16 protein-coding genes are annotated in these 15,234 nt (G+C 40.7%); all 16 read left to right on the top strand.

Annotated elements, in window-relative coordinates:
• Positions 1 to 39 precede the first annotated feature (39 nt).
• Entirely contained in the window at positions 40 to 897 is an 858-nt protein-coding gene (locus DXA57_RS00860; protein WP_117449615.1) for a hypothetical protein, read from the top strand.
• Between the two features lie 4 nt (positions 898 to 901).
• Positions 902 to 1,615, top strand: coding sequence for an ABC transporter ATP-binding protein (locus DXA57_RS00855; protein ID WP_004853372.1), 714 nt, complete (start codon positions 902 to 904; stop codon positions 1,613 to 1,615).
• Positions 1,605 to 2,789, top strand: coding sequence for an ABC transporter permease (locus DXA57_RS00850; RefSeq protein WP_117456454.1), 1,185 nt, complete (start codon positions 1,605 to 1,607; stop codon positions 2,787 to 2,789). The genes DXA57_RS00855 and DXA57_RS00850 overlap by 11 nt, the downstream gene beginning before the upstream one ends.
• Before the next feature lie 27 nt (positions 2,790 to 2,816).
• Positions 2,817 to 3,320, top strand: coding sequence for a hypothetical protein (locus DXA57_RS00845; protein ID WP_015514509.1), 504 nt, complete (start codon positions 2,817 to 2,819; stop codon positions 3,318 to 3,320).
• A gap of 43 nt (positions 3,321 to 3,363) precedes the next feature.
• The gene (locus tag DXA57_RS00840; protein WP_243005669.1) at positions 3,364 to 4,227 is read left to right on the top strand and encodes a peptidase S11; all 864 of its coding nucleotides are present in this window, start codon (positions 3,364 to 3,366) and stop codon (positions 4,225 to 4,227) included.
• A complete protein-coding gene (locus DXA57_RS00835; RefSeq protein ID WP_117764028.1) occupies positions 4,190 to 4,561 on the top strand; it encodes a DUF188 domain-containing protein in 372 nt (123 codons plus the stop codon). Before DXA57_RS00840 ends, DXA57_RS00835 begins: the two co-directional genes overlap by 38 nt.
• A gap of 10 nt (positions 4,562 to 4,571) precedes the next feature.
• Complete coding sequence (locus DXA57_RS17395) at positions 4,572 to 5,090, top strand: hypothetical protein (protein WP_012744275.1); 519 nt, start codon at positions 4,572 to 4,574, stop codon at positions 5,088 to 5,090.
• A 595-nt stretch (positions 5,091 to 5,685) separates the two neighbouring features.
• Positions 5,686 to 6,096, top strand: coding sequence for a hypothetical protein (locus DXA57_RS00820; RefSeq protein WP_243005668.1), 411 nt, complete (start codon positions 5,686 to 5,688; stop codon positions 6,094 to 6,096).
• Positions 6,086 to 7,456, top strand: a complete 1,371-nt coding sequence (locus DXA57_RS00815) for a YecA family protein (RefSeq protein WP_117764027.1) — start codon at positions 6,086 to 6,088, stop codon at positions 7,454 to 7,456. Before DXA57_RS00820 ends, DXA57_RS00815 begins: the two co-directional genes overlap by 11 nt.
• A 663-nt stretch (positions 7,457 to 8,119) precedes the next feature.
• Positions 8,120 to 8,887: an ABC transporter ATP-binding protein gene (locus DXA57_RS00810; RefSeq protein WP_062304187.1), complete on the top strand. Its 768-nt coding sequence runs from the start codon at positions 8,120 to 8,122 to the stop codon at positions 8,885 to 8,887.
• Complete coding sequence (locus tag DXA57_RS00805; protein WP_117764026.1) at positions 8,877 to 10,949, top strand: ABC transporter permease; 2,073 nt, start codon at positions 8,877 to 8,879, stop codon at positions 10,947 to 10,949. Before DXA57_RS00810 ends, DXA57_RS00805 begins: the two co-directional genes overlap by 11 nt.
• Before the next feature lie 19 nt (positions 10,950 to 10,968).
• Positions 10,969 to 11,646: a response regulator transcription factor gene (locus DXA57_RS00800; RefSeq protein ID WP_055218786.1), complete on the top strand. Its 678-nt coding sequence runs from the start codon at positions 10,969 to 10,971 to the stop codon at positions 11,644 to 11,646.
• Positions 11,643 to 12,668 (top strand): sensor histidine kinase, encoded by a 1,026-nt coding sequence (locus DXA57_RS00795; protein ID WP_109216666.1) that lies wholly within the window; start codon positions 11,643 to 11,645, stop codon positions 12,666 to 12,668. The genes DXA57_RS00800 and DXA57_RS00795 overlap by 4 nt, the downstream gene beginning before the upstream one ends.
• A gap of 979 nt (positions 12,669 to 13,647) precedes the next feature.
• Entirely contained in the window at positions 13,648 to 14,175 is a 528-nt protein-coding gene (locus tag DXA57_RS00780) for a replication initiator protein A (RefSeq protein WP_055218792.1), read from the top strand.
• Positions 14,175 to 14,990, top strand: coding sequence for an ATP-binding protein (locus DXA57_RS00775; RefSeq protein WP_109216668.1), 816 nt, complete (start codon positions 14,175 to 14,177; stop codon positions 14,988 to 14,990). The genes DXA57_RS00780 and DXA57_RS00775 overlap by 1 nt, the downstream gene beginning before the upstream one ends.
• Complete coding sequence (locus DXA57_RS00770) at positions 14,987 to 15,196, top strand: MerR family transcriptional regulator (RefSeq protein WP_004844954.1); 210 nt, start codon at positions 14,987 to 14,989, stop codon at positions 15,194 to 15,196. The genes DXA57_RS00775 and DXA57_RS00770 overlap by 4 nt, the downstream gene beginning before the upstream one ends.
• The last annotated feature ends 38 nt before the right edge of the window (positions 15,197 to 15,234 follow it).

Here is a 15,234-nt window from a genome sequence, read left to right as displayed (position 1 = left end):
ATAGAGGCTCGTATTTTTTGTGATACAGCATAAGGAGGAATGATGAAGTTGCTAAGAAAACAAATGCTGCTATGTTCTATTTTGTTTCTTGTATTTACGCTATCTGCCTGCTCTGCAATTGGGCAGACAGACGAAAACAATCTTACAGATAGCGCAACATCCGCAGAAAAAACGGTATCAGTTGTACGAGGGACAATTACTCCAACCGTTTCAACGCAAACGACTATTGTTCCGGCAGTACCGTTTATTATTTTCTCACCCGAAAATGGCATATTTAATACAGCGGTAGAATTAGAAGAAAAAATCACTGCCGGGCAAATTATTGGAACTGTGAACGGCAAAGAATTGAAATCTCCGGTGGATGGTACAATTACCTCTATTGCCCCATCCAATGAAAGCGTACCGAGTAATTATCCCGTAGCGATAGTGCATTATACAGGATTTGCCCTCAATGTAGAGGCAGATAATTTTTTGAGTACCTTACCGGAGTATGCAGAGTTGAAAGCAAAATTTCAAGTATATGATGGTGTAGGACCAACCGATATGATTGCCGTGGTGTCGCCTGCCGCAGATGAAAATGCGTTTACGGGAATCGTGCCGCAAGAGGGCATTCTGCAATGCTTGATCAGTCAAACAGTCGATGTGAAATCGGGGCAAAGTGCAACGGTAGTCATAACGGCGACAACGAGAAATGATGTCCTTATATTGCCGCTGTCGGTAATAGCGGGTAGACAAGGGACGGGATTGGTTACTGTAATTACTCCGAATGGAGAAAGAGTGGAAACAAAAGTGACATTGGGTGTGACAGACGGAGCCAATATAGAAATACTGTCCGGCTTAGAGGAGGGCGATGTAGTTTCTGCTACTCCGCCAAACCTTGATCCGAGGGGGATTTGATAAAATGAAAGGAATTTCCGAAAAGACTTTAATCAAAATAAAGGATTTGAAAGCAAGCGTCAAATTGAATAATGGCGATATGCTGACAACAGTAACCAACGCTAATATGGAATTGCAACGAGGGCGCAGTTATGCCATTGTCGGAAAGTCCGGCTCAGGCAAAACAAGCCTTATATCCATTATTGGCTTGTTAAATCGGGAATATGAGGGCGAGTACCTTTATGATGGTATATCTATTTCTGCTTTGAAAGACCGTGATCTGTCTATACTGCGAGCCAATAATATCGGATTTGTATTTCAGAACTACTCTCTGATTAAGCACTTGCGGGTATGGGAAAATATCGAATTACCCCTACTCTATGCCAAAAAGTCGTTTACCGCCAAACAGCGTCACGAGATAATTACAGGCTTGCTAAAAAGTGTCGGCTTAGAAAGCAAGGAAAATGATTACCCAATCAATTTGTCCGGCGGTGAACAACAAAGAGTTGCAATCGCAAGGGCGCTTGCAGTATCTCCGGAAGCCATTTTATGTGATGAGCCTACGGGAGCGTTGGATAAAAAGACGGGAACGCAGATTATGGAACTGTTGCACAGCGTCGTAAAAGAAAATGGAATTATGCTGCTGTTGGTTACGCACGATCCTGATATTGCAGATACCTGTGATACGATTTTTGAAATGGATGGAGGGAGGATAACTTGTGCTAAAAATGATACTTAAAGACCTTCGTCTGTCTCCACTTAGAAGTATTCTGACAAGTGTTTCAATGCTTGTAGGCATTATCGCAATGCTTGGATCGGTATTAGTTGGTACGCTTGGACGGGAGTATTTGATTTCCGTAAACGCACAGGTATATGGCTGGTCACCTACTTACTCATTCGTGATAACGGAATCCGATTTTCACGATAGAAATAAAATGGAACAATTATTCCAGAGATTTGAAGCCATTGATGATGTAGCCGCTGTTACTTTTTCTATGGGAGAAGATATTCGATTTGCACCAATGAAAGATTTAACGCCAATACCGCCGAATGATGTTTACCAAAACCTGATGGCTTTTGATTTAGTTTGCACCACGGAGGCATATAGTCAAGTCTATAATCTTCCAATGACATCCGGTAGATGGTTAGAGCCTTCGAGTGAGGGCGGATCGCTTGAAGTGGTCATAAACAAAGAAGCTAAAAACTATTTTAATGATTCGCCCTATGCTGCAGGAAATGTAAAAAGCACACTTTCGTTAACCCCATTCAATATTGTCGGAGTAGTAAACGATGGCAGGGATTTTCCGACTATCTATGCGGATTCTGCGGCGATCCTCAATTTCGCACCAGCAATGTGGCAAGTACAAAATGCAAATGTGTATTGGCATCCCACAACAGGACTGACAATCGAACAGATACATTCTGCCCTTGGCGACATTTTGACTGATACCATTGGCGGTTACTGGGAAAGTGCTGGGCGGAGTGATATTGGAGATACCTATGATTCGGTATTGTCCATACTGCAATTAGGGCTTTTGGTTACTTCGCTTTTGTTGCTGTTTGTTTCCGTATTAGGGCAGATCAATATCGGACTATCTTCATTGGAACAGCGCACACATGAGTTGCTGATCCGCAGAGCGATAGGTGCTTCACGAACAAATATTGTGGCATTGGTTTTAGGCTCACAGTTGATTTTATCAATATTCGTTTGCTTTGCAGCTATTTTGATTTCGCTGATTTTGGTGCATTGTATTGGAGCGTTGCTCCCTGTGGATTCCCCGGTGGGAACACCGAGTTATCCAATCAGCGTTGCTGTTGTTGCAGTTGCTGTGTCTGTGCTTACAGCATTATTGGGCGGATTATTACCAGCATTGAAAGCAGCAAAATTAGAGCCTGCATTGGCTCTTAGATAATAAAACTCAATTCAAGGAGGAAACAAAATGAAACGAACAATCTCAAAATCCGAAAGACCGTACAGACTGTTATTGTGTGTTATGATTTCTTTGCTGGTGATTATGCTGGCAGGCTGCTCCACTTCTTCGGACTCCGACACAAACACAAGAGGTTTCACGGACTTTGCTACCATTGAAGAAGAATACCTAACGACCATTGAGAGTTTGAATTGGCCGGAGGGCTTTACGCCGCCTGATGCTTTGGAAGGCGAAGATACGGGAGCGTCTTTTCAGATAGGATATGGCGATACAAGAGCATCTAACCTTTGGGAATATTCTTGGATGCAGGAATGGCTTGATACTTACAATACGGATTCGGAAAGGGCGGCAAAAGCCTTAGCTGAACTCGAAAAAGCCTTTGATATGCCTTATATGGGAACAGATCGCTGTGATGACGCCACACGCAAATATCTTCGTGATAATATTGATAAAGCTAAGTTGGGAGATCCGTCTGGATTTACAGAGTGTATTCAGGCAAATTATGCCGATTAAAAATGGCACATAGGAGTTTTGGTGTTGGGAGGTGAGCACATATATGCAGAGAAAACGCCGTAAGAAAAAACGATTTGGAGTATTTTTGTTTTTGCTTGTAGTTTGTATCGGCATAGGTATAATGTTTGTGCCGTGGGCAATGCAGCCGGAAAATTTCAGAGAGGTAAAGAATAAAATAAATGGTTTTCTCTACAAAGAAGATTTTCCTGACTCTTATAATGCAAAATCGCTGATTTTGGTGGATTGTTCTGATGATGAAATATTTGTTTCAAAAAACGAGAACGAGCCACAAATTCCTGCAAGTTTAGCCAAGCTGTTTGTTATTGAGTATGCGTCAACTTTAGCAGACCTTGATAGTATCGTTGTTGCAGACTATGGTGCTATTTCACTCACGAAACCTGGCTCGTCTGTTGCTCAAATCAAGGAAAAAGAATACTTTTTACACAATCTATTTGCGGCAATGTTAGTACCGTCAGGGAATGACGCAGCTTATGTGGTTGCTGATTATTGTGGAGGATTACTTTCGCCGCAAGCAGAAAGCTGTCAAGAGCGTGTGAGGATTTTCATGGAGAACTTAAACCTGCATTTGCAACAGCAGGGGTACTTAGACACAGTTTTATATGATCCGAGTGGTTTTGATATGGAGGCACTTACCACCACTTTAGATTTGAAAGAAGTAGTATATCGGTTGTTGGAATACTCGTGGTTTAGAGAAATTGTATCTCAAAACACTTATACGGCAACACTGCCTGATGGCAGTACACAAATATGGCAGAATACAAACGCCTTCCTTGATCCGACATCCGAATATTACAACGAAAATGTATGCGGAATTAAGACTGGCTCTCTGTCTGACGACTATAACTTGATTGTGCTTTATCAGCAGCACGGAAAAGAGTTTTTATAGTAAAGTTGTTGTTGTCGGTGCAGGAGCAGATGCAGTAGATTATAAACTGATTAGTATCTGCCATAAAGGAGATATTGTCGTATCACAGGACTATGGTGTGGCTGCAATGGCATTGGGAAAAGGTGCTTATGCTATTCATCAATCAGGTAAATGGTACACGGATGATAATATTGATCAGATGCTAATGGAACGTCACCTGAGTAAAAAAGCCAGAAGAAGTTCCCGTAAATGTCATGTCAAGGGACCGAAGAAGCGGACGGAGGAAGATGATGAAAGATTCGCTCAGTCTTTTGAAAAAATGCTTTTGATGGCACGGGAGAAAGAAGGCAGATGAGGAATTGTAGATGCAGAGGAACGACAGAAGCTATAAAGACTTAAAACAAAAACAGAAGAGTGCAATAGCAGATAAAACATACAAAATGCACTTGAAGTTTTATCTTGAGAATCAGCGAATGCCGGATGCTACTGAAATGAATGATATATGCAAAAGTTTGTTTACGGCAGTTCAATCGCTTGCTCCTAAAACGGAATATGAAGAATTTTATAAAATTGTTGAAAAGCGTGAAAAGAGTTATGAAGAACGTATCCTGAGAGACATTCAGAATGGAATTATAATAGAAACACTTATGGCAAAAAAACATAAGAAAACGCCGGAAGAAAAAGCAGCTGTTGCGAAACAAAAGAAGCAGCAGAGGCGAGCAAGACGGAAACAAGAAACAAGAGATAATCTGGCTAAAGAAGAAATCTTGCAAGATGACAGATTTTTCGTTATTGCCGGTTATACCTCCGGAGGTGCACCGTATGGTGTCACCTGGGAGGAAATGGGTCTGAAACCTTGGGAAGATTTGGAAGAGAATAATTGAGTTGTCAGTGCAATCTTATTTATCTCTTGTGACAGAAACAGGTTCCCGTTTTGCCGGAAGTAAGTCTGAATTGATTTCAGGAGCATCGAGCAGCACAGAGAAATTTTGCTGAATGATATCCAGTGTTTTCTGCTTTTTCTGTAATTTCTGTTTTTCCCGGACGGTAGCAGCTTGTTCAGATTCAAGATTTTCAATCCGCTTCTGGATTTTTTCAGAGCTAGGGATTTTGGTAACACCGAGATCCTGAAGCTCTTTTTTTAGTGAATCGTGGAGTTGGTATTCTGCCAGATGCTTGGAACGGTATTCTTTTGGATTTTTTGCAGATTTGCAATCTTCTATCACTTTACGGCAGAGCCGGTAAGAATCACAGTGTTTCTGAATGACTTTCTGCGTGCTTAGCTCACTGGTGATGTGTGCTATTCTCTGATCAGCCGCTTTAACAGAAGCATCAACATCAGAAACATGCTGCCTGAAAGTCACAAATGGTAATTGATTATATTACAAAAGTTAATAAGGCGATTTCAAATCCAATGGTTGTTGAGGAAAAAGAAGATATAAGAGCACTTATGGTATTGATAAAATATTGAATTATCGTATGTTTGAAAGAAAAATCAGATTTTCTGAAGATATGATTAATAGCAATGATCTTATGGAGAAAAAAAGTGCTTTGGATTTTTTGATTGATGCTTTACAGTACTTGATATCAACACAAGAAGGTAATAGAAATAGTCAATATTCTCAGTTAGCCTTGTCTGTTAACAAAGACACGAATTCAAAAGTATATGCTGTGGTTAAAAACGAACTAAATGAGTTAATGAAACTATCAAATGAGTATTTTGATATTAGACATAATGATTATTTAAACGGTGCAAAACAGCAAAGAGAAGCATTGAATGACTCTCAATTTGTTGAATATTTGTATAATAGAGCATATGCATTATTATATTTGTTGCGGTTAAAACAATGTAATCAAGACGGTCAGGAGTGTGAGGTCATTGGTATATAATGAGTTTATAAAGTGTGAGGTTTGCGGATGTGTTACTAGAATAAGATTACAAGTCGGTTGGCTTGATGAACATCCAATTGCTGTAACCTGTGGAAAATGTGGCATCTCATTAAAAGGAAAAGTAAAGATTGGACAAGAAATTCCAGAGCTTAAGTTTAAATTTGAAAATGCCGAAATGGTAAATGCTACTCCAACTACTTTGCCGGATTATGTAGTGGAATGTTCGGGAGAGTTCCCCACAATAAAGATGTGCGAAGGATGGGTGTTACAAGACAACTTTGTTACTCCATTTATTCGATATCAGCAGAAAATGACCGACTTTAATAATTATAAAGATTTTGGAAGAAGAGTGGCAACGCTTAAGCATACAATTAATATTTGGCCTCAATATAAGAGGGTATTGCAATTGTATAAGGGTGGAAACCGGGAGTATTTGATTCAAGAGATTAAGAAGATATTTCCTGAGGATTTTATTATGTGTAGAAATGAACTTGAAATTATACGTGCAGTTCGTATGATAGAAGTTCATGGATTCCTTTTACCACTTAAACCTGAAATTATAAGTTTACCTGAAATCGGTTCAAGCATTTTGAAATTAGAAAAGGAACAAATAAATTCTTTTATAGAATATCTTAATTCTCATGATGGATATGGATTAAATCAAATGCAAGAACAAATTAATGTTTTGCTGGGTGAGTTCATAGAAACGTTTCCTTATTTAGTTCCGGCTTTTTCATTACAGTTTTGTGAAGAAGAGAATATTGATTTTGAAACAGAAGGAACTACAACGAGTACCTACGATGATGTAAAACAGTTTTATTTAGATACATATGAAACATTGGGCAATTTGCTTATTATTCCTGCGGCGATTGATAATATAAAAAACAGAGATGATGCCAATAATTTTATTAATAATGATGCTGGAATAGTTTCATTAGATAAATTCATAACTTCATCAAAAGCACATAGATTCCGTTTGTATAATACAAATGAAATTTATATGCGCACAATAGATGTGAGGTATAATCAAAAACTTAGAAATGCAATTGGACATAATGATGTTGAGTATGAAACCTCAACTCAAAAAATAATATATATCCCAGATCCTAGAAAGAGAGAGAAGAAATTATCGGAATACTTGCTTGAGTTTGAAATAGAGGCATTATCTATGTTTAAAACAGTTTTAGTTATTTCGGAATATCTTTATAGATTAAGGGAACTTGAACTTTTATCAAAGGGAGTGAAACCTTTGCCAGTTGAATTTCCAACAAAGGAAAGAAGAAAGGAAAAGATATATCCAAATGAAAAGTGTCCGTGTGGGAGTGGATTAAAATATAAAAAATGTCACGGGAGAATTTAATAATCCTTAGTAGTAAGTATTTTCCTTTTACTACTATTTTTACTACTAACAGCCCGCAACAACTTGCTTCATCTTGCCCTATTTTGCCAAGATGCCACCTAAATCACACATTTCACAAATCCCCGAAATCCCTTGCAAACAAGGGCATTCCGGGGCAAATCAAGGAGAAATAAAACAATGATAAAAGTACTTTTCATCTGCCACGGCAGTGTTTAATGGATGCTGTGAAAGCCTAGGCTTTAAAGGATTTTTTGATGATTGACGAATAATTTACACCTTATTTATACCTTTGGAAGACCGGATCGGAATAATAGAGAAATAAAGAAATAGATAAATATAACAGGAAGCAATTTTGTCATATTGGAAATAATTAAAATTTGCTGAACCGTGTTGATTTTATTGATTGAGTATAATAAAAGTAAGAACAGAAACTTCCATGTTTGAAGCGGTTACCAGAATTGACAAAGAAATGCAAGTTAGCCAATCCGGTAGTCCAGTATATTTTTTCATTGTCACCCGACGTTTTTACAAAACATATACTTATTCCGCTTGATGCGTCATTCTTGTTCTGAAAACAGGAACAGAATCCTTACAGCGACTGTAAGTGTTATTTATTGTGCTTCTGTGCTATCATTTACCCAGAAATGGATAGGAGGCATTCACATGAAACCAATTTTGAATATTGAAAATCTTACCAAAGTCTATGGGACGTTGCCAAACCAGACGAGAGCACTGAACGGAATCACTTTTCAGGTCATGCCGGGAGAGTTTCTCGGTATTATGGGAAGCAGTGGTTCCGGCAAATCCACGCTTCTCAACTGTATTGCAACTGTGATTCAGCCTACAGGTGGAAGCATTCAGGTGGAGGGAGATACTCTGCAATCCCTCAAGGAAAAGGCTCTTGCCGAGTACCGTGGCAAAAAAGTTGGTTATCTATTCCAGAACTTTGAATTGCTGGACAACCTGACTGGCAGGGAAAATATCCTGCTCCCGACTTCCTTGCATGGGGTAGCCGAAACAGAAAGCAGCCAGCGGCTGAAGCAGTTGGCTGACTATCTGGAAATTTCTGATGTTCTGGATAAGTTTCCGTCCAAGATGTCCGGTGGCCAGCGTCAGCGTGTTGCGGCAGCAAGGGCTCTGATCTTACATCCCCAAATGATCCTTGCCGATGAACCGACGGGTGCGCTGGATTCTAAGAACGCAAGAAGTCTTATGGAGAAGCTGTCCGGCCTGAATCGTGACGAACAAGCTACGATCCTGATGGTAACCCATGATTCCAATGCCGCCAGCTTCTGTAAGCGCATCCTGTTCATCCAGGATGGCGTGATCTTTCATGAGCTTCGGCGTGGAGACGAAAGCCAGCAGGAGTTCTACGGGCGCATCCTGAAGGTGATGGCGCAACTGGGAGGGGGCAGCGCAAATGTTCTCTAATCTCATTCTTCGGAACAGTCGCCGCAGCCGAAAGGAAAACGGTCTGTTTTTCAGCTCCCTGGTGATTTCTATTGTTGCATTTTACATGATTCTTTCCATCTCCACTCAAGATGTGATGCTCTTTTTGCAGAAAATGGAGAGTGACGCAGTTGACAAACTCCTGCTTCTGATTCCTGCGTTTTATGGGATGACTCTCGGTATTCTGTTCTTTTTGATCTATTTTGCCTGCAAGTATCAGTTCGAGCGCAGACGGCATGAGTTTGGTGTTTATCTAATGTTGGGGATGCGTAGAAGTAAACTGTTTGGTATGCTTCTGGCGGAAGATTTCCTGACCAGTATTCTTGCCATGCTCATAGGATTACCTGTGGCTGTGGTGCTTTCAGAAATTGTCAGTCTTGTCACCGCCAAGCTGGTAGGCATGGGGATCATCGGTCATCAGTTTTCTTTATCCTGGTTTGCGATTGAATGGACGCTGGCAGGATTTCTGGCAATTAAGCTGACGGCACTTCTGATTTTGAGTGGACGAATCAGCCGCCAGGAGATCGGTACTTTGCTATCCCAGCCAACGAACCGCCCCAAAAAGCAAATGCCATCTGTTATCTATGGACTGGCTGCTATATGCGGAAGTGTGATGTTGGCAGTGGCTTACTACATGGCGATTCAGGGAATTGCATGGACAAAGGTAAGTATGATGGGACTGACTTTGCTGTTGGGCATAGTTGGTACGATGCTGCTTTTCTATGGGATGCGTGCACTGATTGCTTTGATTGTTAAGAAAGGAAAAGGAAATAAGCAGCTTCATGTATTTACCTTCCGGCAGATTCAGGAGAATGTCATTCATCAGTCAAACTCCATGGCCATCAGCTCCCTGCTGATTCTGGCGGCGCTGTGTTGTTTTGGTGCGGGCGTAGGAATTGCAGGAACGAATAACCTGTCTTCTGACCATGTAATCGACTATACTTTTGAAGATCATACTGCAGAAGATTCATCGCAGGTTCTTCCGAATATAAAGGCAGTCCTGAAAGAAAACAGTTTGGAAAATCAATTTTCAGAGCTTTTTGAAATGAGGGTTGGGCGTATTCGCACCACAGAAGATTATGATAATGCCTACAGCATGGACGCTGTTATGGACTCTCTTCGGAGCCTGCCCCAGTCGGAAGACCGGGATGTCCTTCTGAACAATCTTGGTTATGCCACATACCCATATTTGATTTGTTTATCGGACTATAATCGTTTGTTGGAATTGTCCGGCAATCCGGCTCTCCAATTAGGCGAAAAGGAGGCCGCTGTCTATATTGATACAGAGTTTACTACGGTAAGCCGTACCGCAATGCTGAACCAAGTATTGGCCGGGCATCCCAAGGTGGAACTGGATGGTAGTCCGATTCATCTTACAGGAGAGGTTCAGTCTGTGAATTTGGTCACGGACCGTTCTATAACCTTGTCCTTTGCATTGATTCTTCCGGATGAAGCATTCCTATATTATAGTCAGGGAATGTATGATACCCATGTCAATGCGGTGCTCAGTGAGCAAGCTCTGAATGGAAATAGCCTTATGACTGCATATTTGGATTTGAACGAGAAGCTGGACGAAACTGACATTGAATATGAAAGCTATCTTCAGAATATGGGTCGTCAGCTTTTCTACACCATAGCATCCAGTTATATTACCCTCTATCTTGCGATTGTTTTCCTGGTAGTTGCCAACACCATCGTGGGTGTTCAGTTCCTGATGAGTCAGCAGAGAACCGGGCGCAGATACCAGACTCTGATCCGCCTGGGAGCTACTTACGAAACCCTTTGCCAGTCTGCTGGAAAGCAAATTACCTGGTTTATGGGACTTCCTGTATTGGTTGCGGCTGTCAGCAGTTTGTTTGGAGTCAGGGCGTTATTTACAGGGATACTCTCGTCCCGAACCCGTGGGACAGTGGCTGAAATGATGTTTGTATCTGCTGCTATGATTTTGCTGCTTTGCGTGATAGAATATATTTATATGAGAGTGGTCAAGCGCTCCAGTGATCGGTATTTGCTGACACTGATGCAGCCACAGAGAGAAGAATAATTTGGAAGGAGGTGCTGCCGTGAAAAGAATTGCTGTTGTGGAAGATGAAGTCTATATGCGGGAAGAACTCTGCAATATGCTTCAAAAGGACGGATATCTTGCGGAGGCAATCACCGAGTTGGAAGATGCCGCTCGGCTCCTGGCAGCCCTCCGTCCTGACCTTGTGATCTTAGACCTGAATTTGCCGGAGATCAGTGGCTTTCAAATCTGCCAGGAACTAAAGAATAAAACCGCTATCCCCGTCCTGATACTGACTTCCAGAGATCAGGTAAAGGATGAACTGCAAGCGTTCCACTTGGGTGCTGATGAATATTTGACGAAGCCGTGCAGAAAAGATCGACTTCTTGCCAGGGTATCCAATATTCTCAAAAGGTATGAAGGCCGTACCAATCTCATAGAGGGACCAGATTTCCTGTTAGACCAGCAGACCTACACGCTTTATATTCATAATACCTCTGTCGTGCTTCCAAAAAATCAGGGAAAACTGTTGGTTGCTCTTTTGTCCGGCGGCGATGCTCTGGTCACGACGGAGCAACTTTGCATAGCACTATGGGGAACCACGGAATACATAGACGAAAATGCCTTGCAGGTTAATCTGACCAGGCTGAAAAAGACGATGTCCGGTCTTGAGATGAAGCAGCGAATCGTTGCGGTTCGTGGGATGGGCTATCGTCTGGAAACGGGGGTGGCTCCATGAAGCGGCTTTGGCGCATGATAGAACGGTACTACCCCTGGCTGCTGTTGCTGTTGGGCGTGGATTGCTTTTGTGCTATCATTCTTTGGATTTCTGACATTCAGGCATTTCAAACCTTGAGTGGGTTAGTAGTTCTGACAAGCCTCCTTTTGTTTTCAGCAATTCTGTTTGTACTAAACAAGCGGGAGACCACCCGCCGAGAGCTGTTCCGGGATTTCCTCAGTGATCCTGCCATCTGCAACGAGGAACGGCTGCTCAGTGCCATCAGCCGGGAAGAAGGAGAATCTATCCGGCTTCTGGCATCAGTTTTACAGGAACACAAAACTGAGAGTAACAGTATGGCAGATGCCCTACAGGACTATGAAGAATATGTGGAGGGCTGGGCACATGAAGCGAAAACGCCCCTATCGTTGTTGACCATGCTCCTGGATAATCGGAGCAACGAAATGTCTCCTCCCCTGCAAGCAAAACTGGATTATGTCCGCAGTCAGCTTCAGGAGGATGTCACTCAGATGTTATACTATGCCCGGTTAAAGAGCAGTACAAAGGATTATCAGTTTAAGGATATCAATTTGAATGACTGCTTGGGGGAAGTTCTGGAGGACTATGCCCCACTTCTGGAAGAAAAGCAGTTTGTAATTATCAATAAACTGCAATCTGAAACAGTCTATACAGACCGTAGAGGGCTTCAGTTTATGTTGGGACAGATCGTGAGCAATGCCATAAAATATAGCAGCGATAGTCCCATGCTAACAATCTCTATGATACATTCGGAGATCGCAGATGTCCTTTCAGTTGAGGATAATGGCATCGGTGTAAAAAAATATGATCTGCCGTATATTTTTCAAAAGGGCTTTACCGGGGATTCTACTGACAGCAGAAAGAAAGCTACCGGTATAGGGCTTTACCTGGTTAAGAAGATGGCTGACGATCTAAACCTTCGTCTGGAAGCTGCTTCCCCGTGGGAAAAGGGCTTTAAGATAGTCATCTTCTTTCCAAAATTGAAATCCAACGGAGGAAAATAATATAAGCAAAAAACGGGGCTGTAAAATAAGTCTCTGCTAAAGAAACGCTAGTTCCGACAAATGCTGGTTCTGGCGTTTCTTTACATTAATATATGTTTTTTGAAAATCGTCACTGTTTTATGTAAAAAGGGTACACTTAATAAGCTTGGATAGATTTCTTCTGTACGTCCATATTTTTTATATCTTACATGTTGTTTTCGTTTGAAAAGAAATTTACGTCCATTAGGGCATATAGGATTTCCGTTCTCATCTCTTATATAGTTTACAGCACGATAAGGATTCGTGTGATGTTTTTTATCTGCCGTTTCTTTTTTGTACATGGTAAATATCATTAAATTTTTCCATTAAAGGTACAAAGCATTCCATGCCTTGTCTTCCATAAAATCAATTCTACGTTAAAAACATACCGTCTAGACAGCTATTTTTTAAGCTATCATTTGAAAGACATATATAATATATAGGCTCAAATGGTGAAAGTGCCCATTTGGGCCTATTATTGTATGAATTCATACGTTACAACCAGAGCAAGATCCACCCGTGTATTACAGTATTGTCATTTTGACAATATTGTATTACTTACGAGTGGCAGACTTGATGGGGATTACGTCCCCATACCCACGTGAAAATATAATTGCTGGCAATTACATTTTAGCAGATATGCAGGCATATCTGAATAAGCGTCATAGACAACAAAATAAGGAAATTTTGATAAGGCATTCACCTGGAATAGGTGAGTGTTTTTTTGTTTTCAAATATTCAATTAATCAAAAAAATTAAAAAAATTTCATTAGGGGGCTGTAAAAATGCCTCTCAGCGTTTCGTTTTATGTAAGGGTATTTTGGACAGGAAAAATTTAAAAAATTTTTATCAAGAACCTGTATTTATGCCCTTCATCTTTTGAATATGTGTAAGGACATTTTTGAGCCGGTATAAAAATGATTTTTACAACAATTAGAAACAGAAACGAGGCGAGAAAAGAATGAAATATGAATACATGAAGGAGTCAGAGCAGATGCTTCAGTACTTCCAGTTTCCGAAGTTTTTGCTCAAACTGCGCATTTCCCAAACTGCAAAATTTCTTTATATGATTTTGTATGACCGGGCACGGATATCGAGAAAGAATAGCTGGATAGACAAGTATGGAAATGTTTATCTGATTTTTCCGATAGAGGAATTGTCTGCTCAAATCGGCAAATGTAAATCTTCTGTAAAAACAGCATTGAAGGAATTAGATGATGTGGGACTATTGGTTCGCAGATCTGGTGGTTTTTCAAAACCCAATCATTTATATGTAAAAATTCCATCTGATGAGATTGGTTTACAGCTGGTTGAGAATAAGGCGGTTGAAAAGATGGTTGCAACAGAGTCGGAAAAGCAACCTTCATCTGGTCGTAAAAATGGCTGTGCAGGAGTCGGAAATGTGGCACCTAGTAAAGTAACTGAGAAATATAAAAGAAATAAATATCATGAAGTAAATTATTGCTATGGGGAAGGAGAGAGTTTGTGATGAGAGAAGAAGATACTGTATGTGTAGGCAGTGATGGTTTGCAATACTGTAAAGTCTGTGGGGAAGCGAAAGAAGCATTTTTTCCTGAGGGTGGATTTATGGGGATGAAGAAACATTCCAGGCAATGTGCCTGTGACAGAAAAGCGTATGAAGAAGAACAAAAATATTTTAAAGACAAAGAGCACCGGGAATTAGTCAGCAGAAATACGAGCATCTGTTTTGACGAGAGCAGAATGGAAGAGTGGACATTTGAGAATGCAGATATGTCAGATACGGTAATGCATAGAGCAAAAAAATATGTTGATAACTGGGAGGAAATGAAAAGAAATCATATAGGCTGTTTGTTCTGGGGACCGGTTGGTACCGGGAAAAGTTTTATTGCGGGGTGCATTGCCAATGAACTTCTTAAGCAAGAAGTAATGGTAAAGATGACAAATTTCAATACCATTATTGATGATATATTTCCACTGGCAGACAAAACGGAATATATCAATGCATTGGCGTCTTATCAGCTTTTGATTATTGATGATCTTGGAGTGGAACGAAATTCAGAATATGCGTTAGGAATTATTTTTAGTGTCATAGACCGCAGGATCCGTTCGGGACGACCTTTGATCATCACAACGAATCTTCCGCTGAAAGAAATAAAAAGCGAGACCATGTTGGATAAAAGGCGTATCTATGACCGTATTTTAGAAATGTGTACACCCGTGTATGTTGGAGGCACAAGCAAACGAGAAGCGATTGCAAGTATGAAAATGGAGAAAGCGAAAACGCTGTTGAACACAAACAGAGGGAAGGAGGAATGCGAATGAATCATACAGAAAAAACAATACCTGTTTGGAAGAAATATTCTTTAAATGTTTCCGAAGCAGCAGAATATTACGGAATTGGAGAAAAGAGATTGAGACAAATCGCAGGTGAAAATGAAGGAGCAGATTTTATTTTGGAAGTTGGTTCGCATATCCGGTTCAAAAGAAAATTATTTGAAGATTATCTGGACACAGCCAGTACAGTTTAAGTGACAGAATAGAAGAAATGGTAATGAAAATAATGTTC

Source organism: Blautia sp. OF03-15BH (assembly GCF_003463065.1).
Taxonomy (GTDB): Bacteria; Bacillota; Clostridia; order Lachnospirales; family Lachnospiraceae; genus Limivivens.
This window is presented reverse-complemented; position numbering and strand designations above follow the sequence as displayed.

Coding starts and splice junctions, on each gene's coding strand:
- DXA57_RS00775 (WP_109216668.1), top strand. CDS start 14,175: ATGAGAGAAGAAGATACTGTATGTGTAGGCAGTGATGGTTTGCAATAC.
- DXA57_RS00770 (WP_004844954.1), top strand. CDS start 14,987: ATGAATCATACAGAAAAAACAATACCTGTTTGGAAGAAATATTCTTTA.
- DXA57_RS00810 (WP_062304187.1), top strand. CDS start 8,120: ATGAAACCAATTTTGAATATTGAAAATCTTACCAAAGTCTATGGGACG.
- DXA57_RS00850 (WP_117456454.1), top strand. CDS start 1,605: ATGATACTTAAAGACCTTCGTCTGTCTCCACTTAGAAGTATTCTGACA.
- DXA57_RS00840 (WP_243005669.1), top strand. CDS start 3,364: ATGCAGAGAAAACGCCGTAAGAAAAAACGATTTGGAGTATTTTTGTTT.
- DXA57_RS00795 (WP_109216666.1), top strand. CDS start 11,643: ATGAAGCGGCTTTGGCGCATGATAGAACGGTACTACCCCTGGCTGCTG.
- DXA57_RS00860 (WP_117449615.1), top strand. CDS start 40: ATGATGAAGTTGCTAAGAAAACAAATGCTGCTATGTTCTATTTTGTTT.
- DXA57_RS17395 (WP_012744275.1), top strand. CDS start 4,572: ATGCAGAGGAACGACAGAAGCTATAAAGACTTAAAACAAAAACAGAAG.
- DXA57_RS00845 (WP_015514509.1), top strand. CDS start 2,817: ATGAAACGAACAATCTCAAAATCCGAAAGACCGTACAGACTGTTATTG.
- DXA57_RS00855 (WP_004853372.1), top strand. CDS start 902: ATGAAAGGAATTTCCGAAAAGACTTTAATCAAAATAAAGGATTTGAAA.
- DXA57_RS00805 (WP_117764026.1), top strand. CDS start 8,877: ATGTTCTCTAATCTCATTCTTCGGAACAGTCGCCGCAGCCGAAAGGAA.
- DXA57_RS00820 (WP_243005668.1), top strand. CDS start 5,686: ATGTTTGAAAGAAAAATCAGATTTTCTGAAGATATGATTAATAGCAAT.
- DXA57_RS00780 (WP_055218792.1), top strand. CDS start 13,648: ATGAAATATGAATACATGAAGGAGTCAGAGCAGATGCTTCAGTACTTC.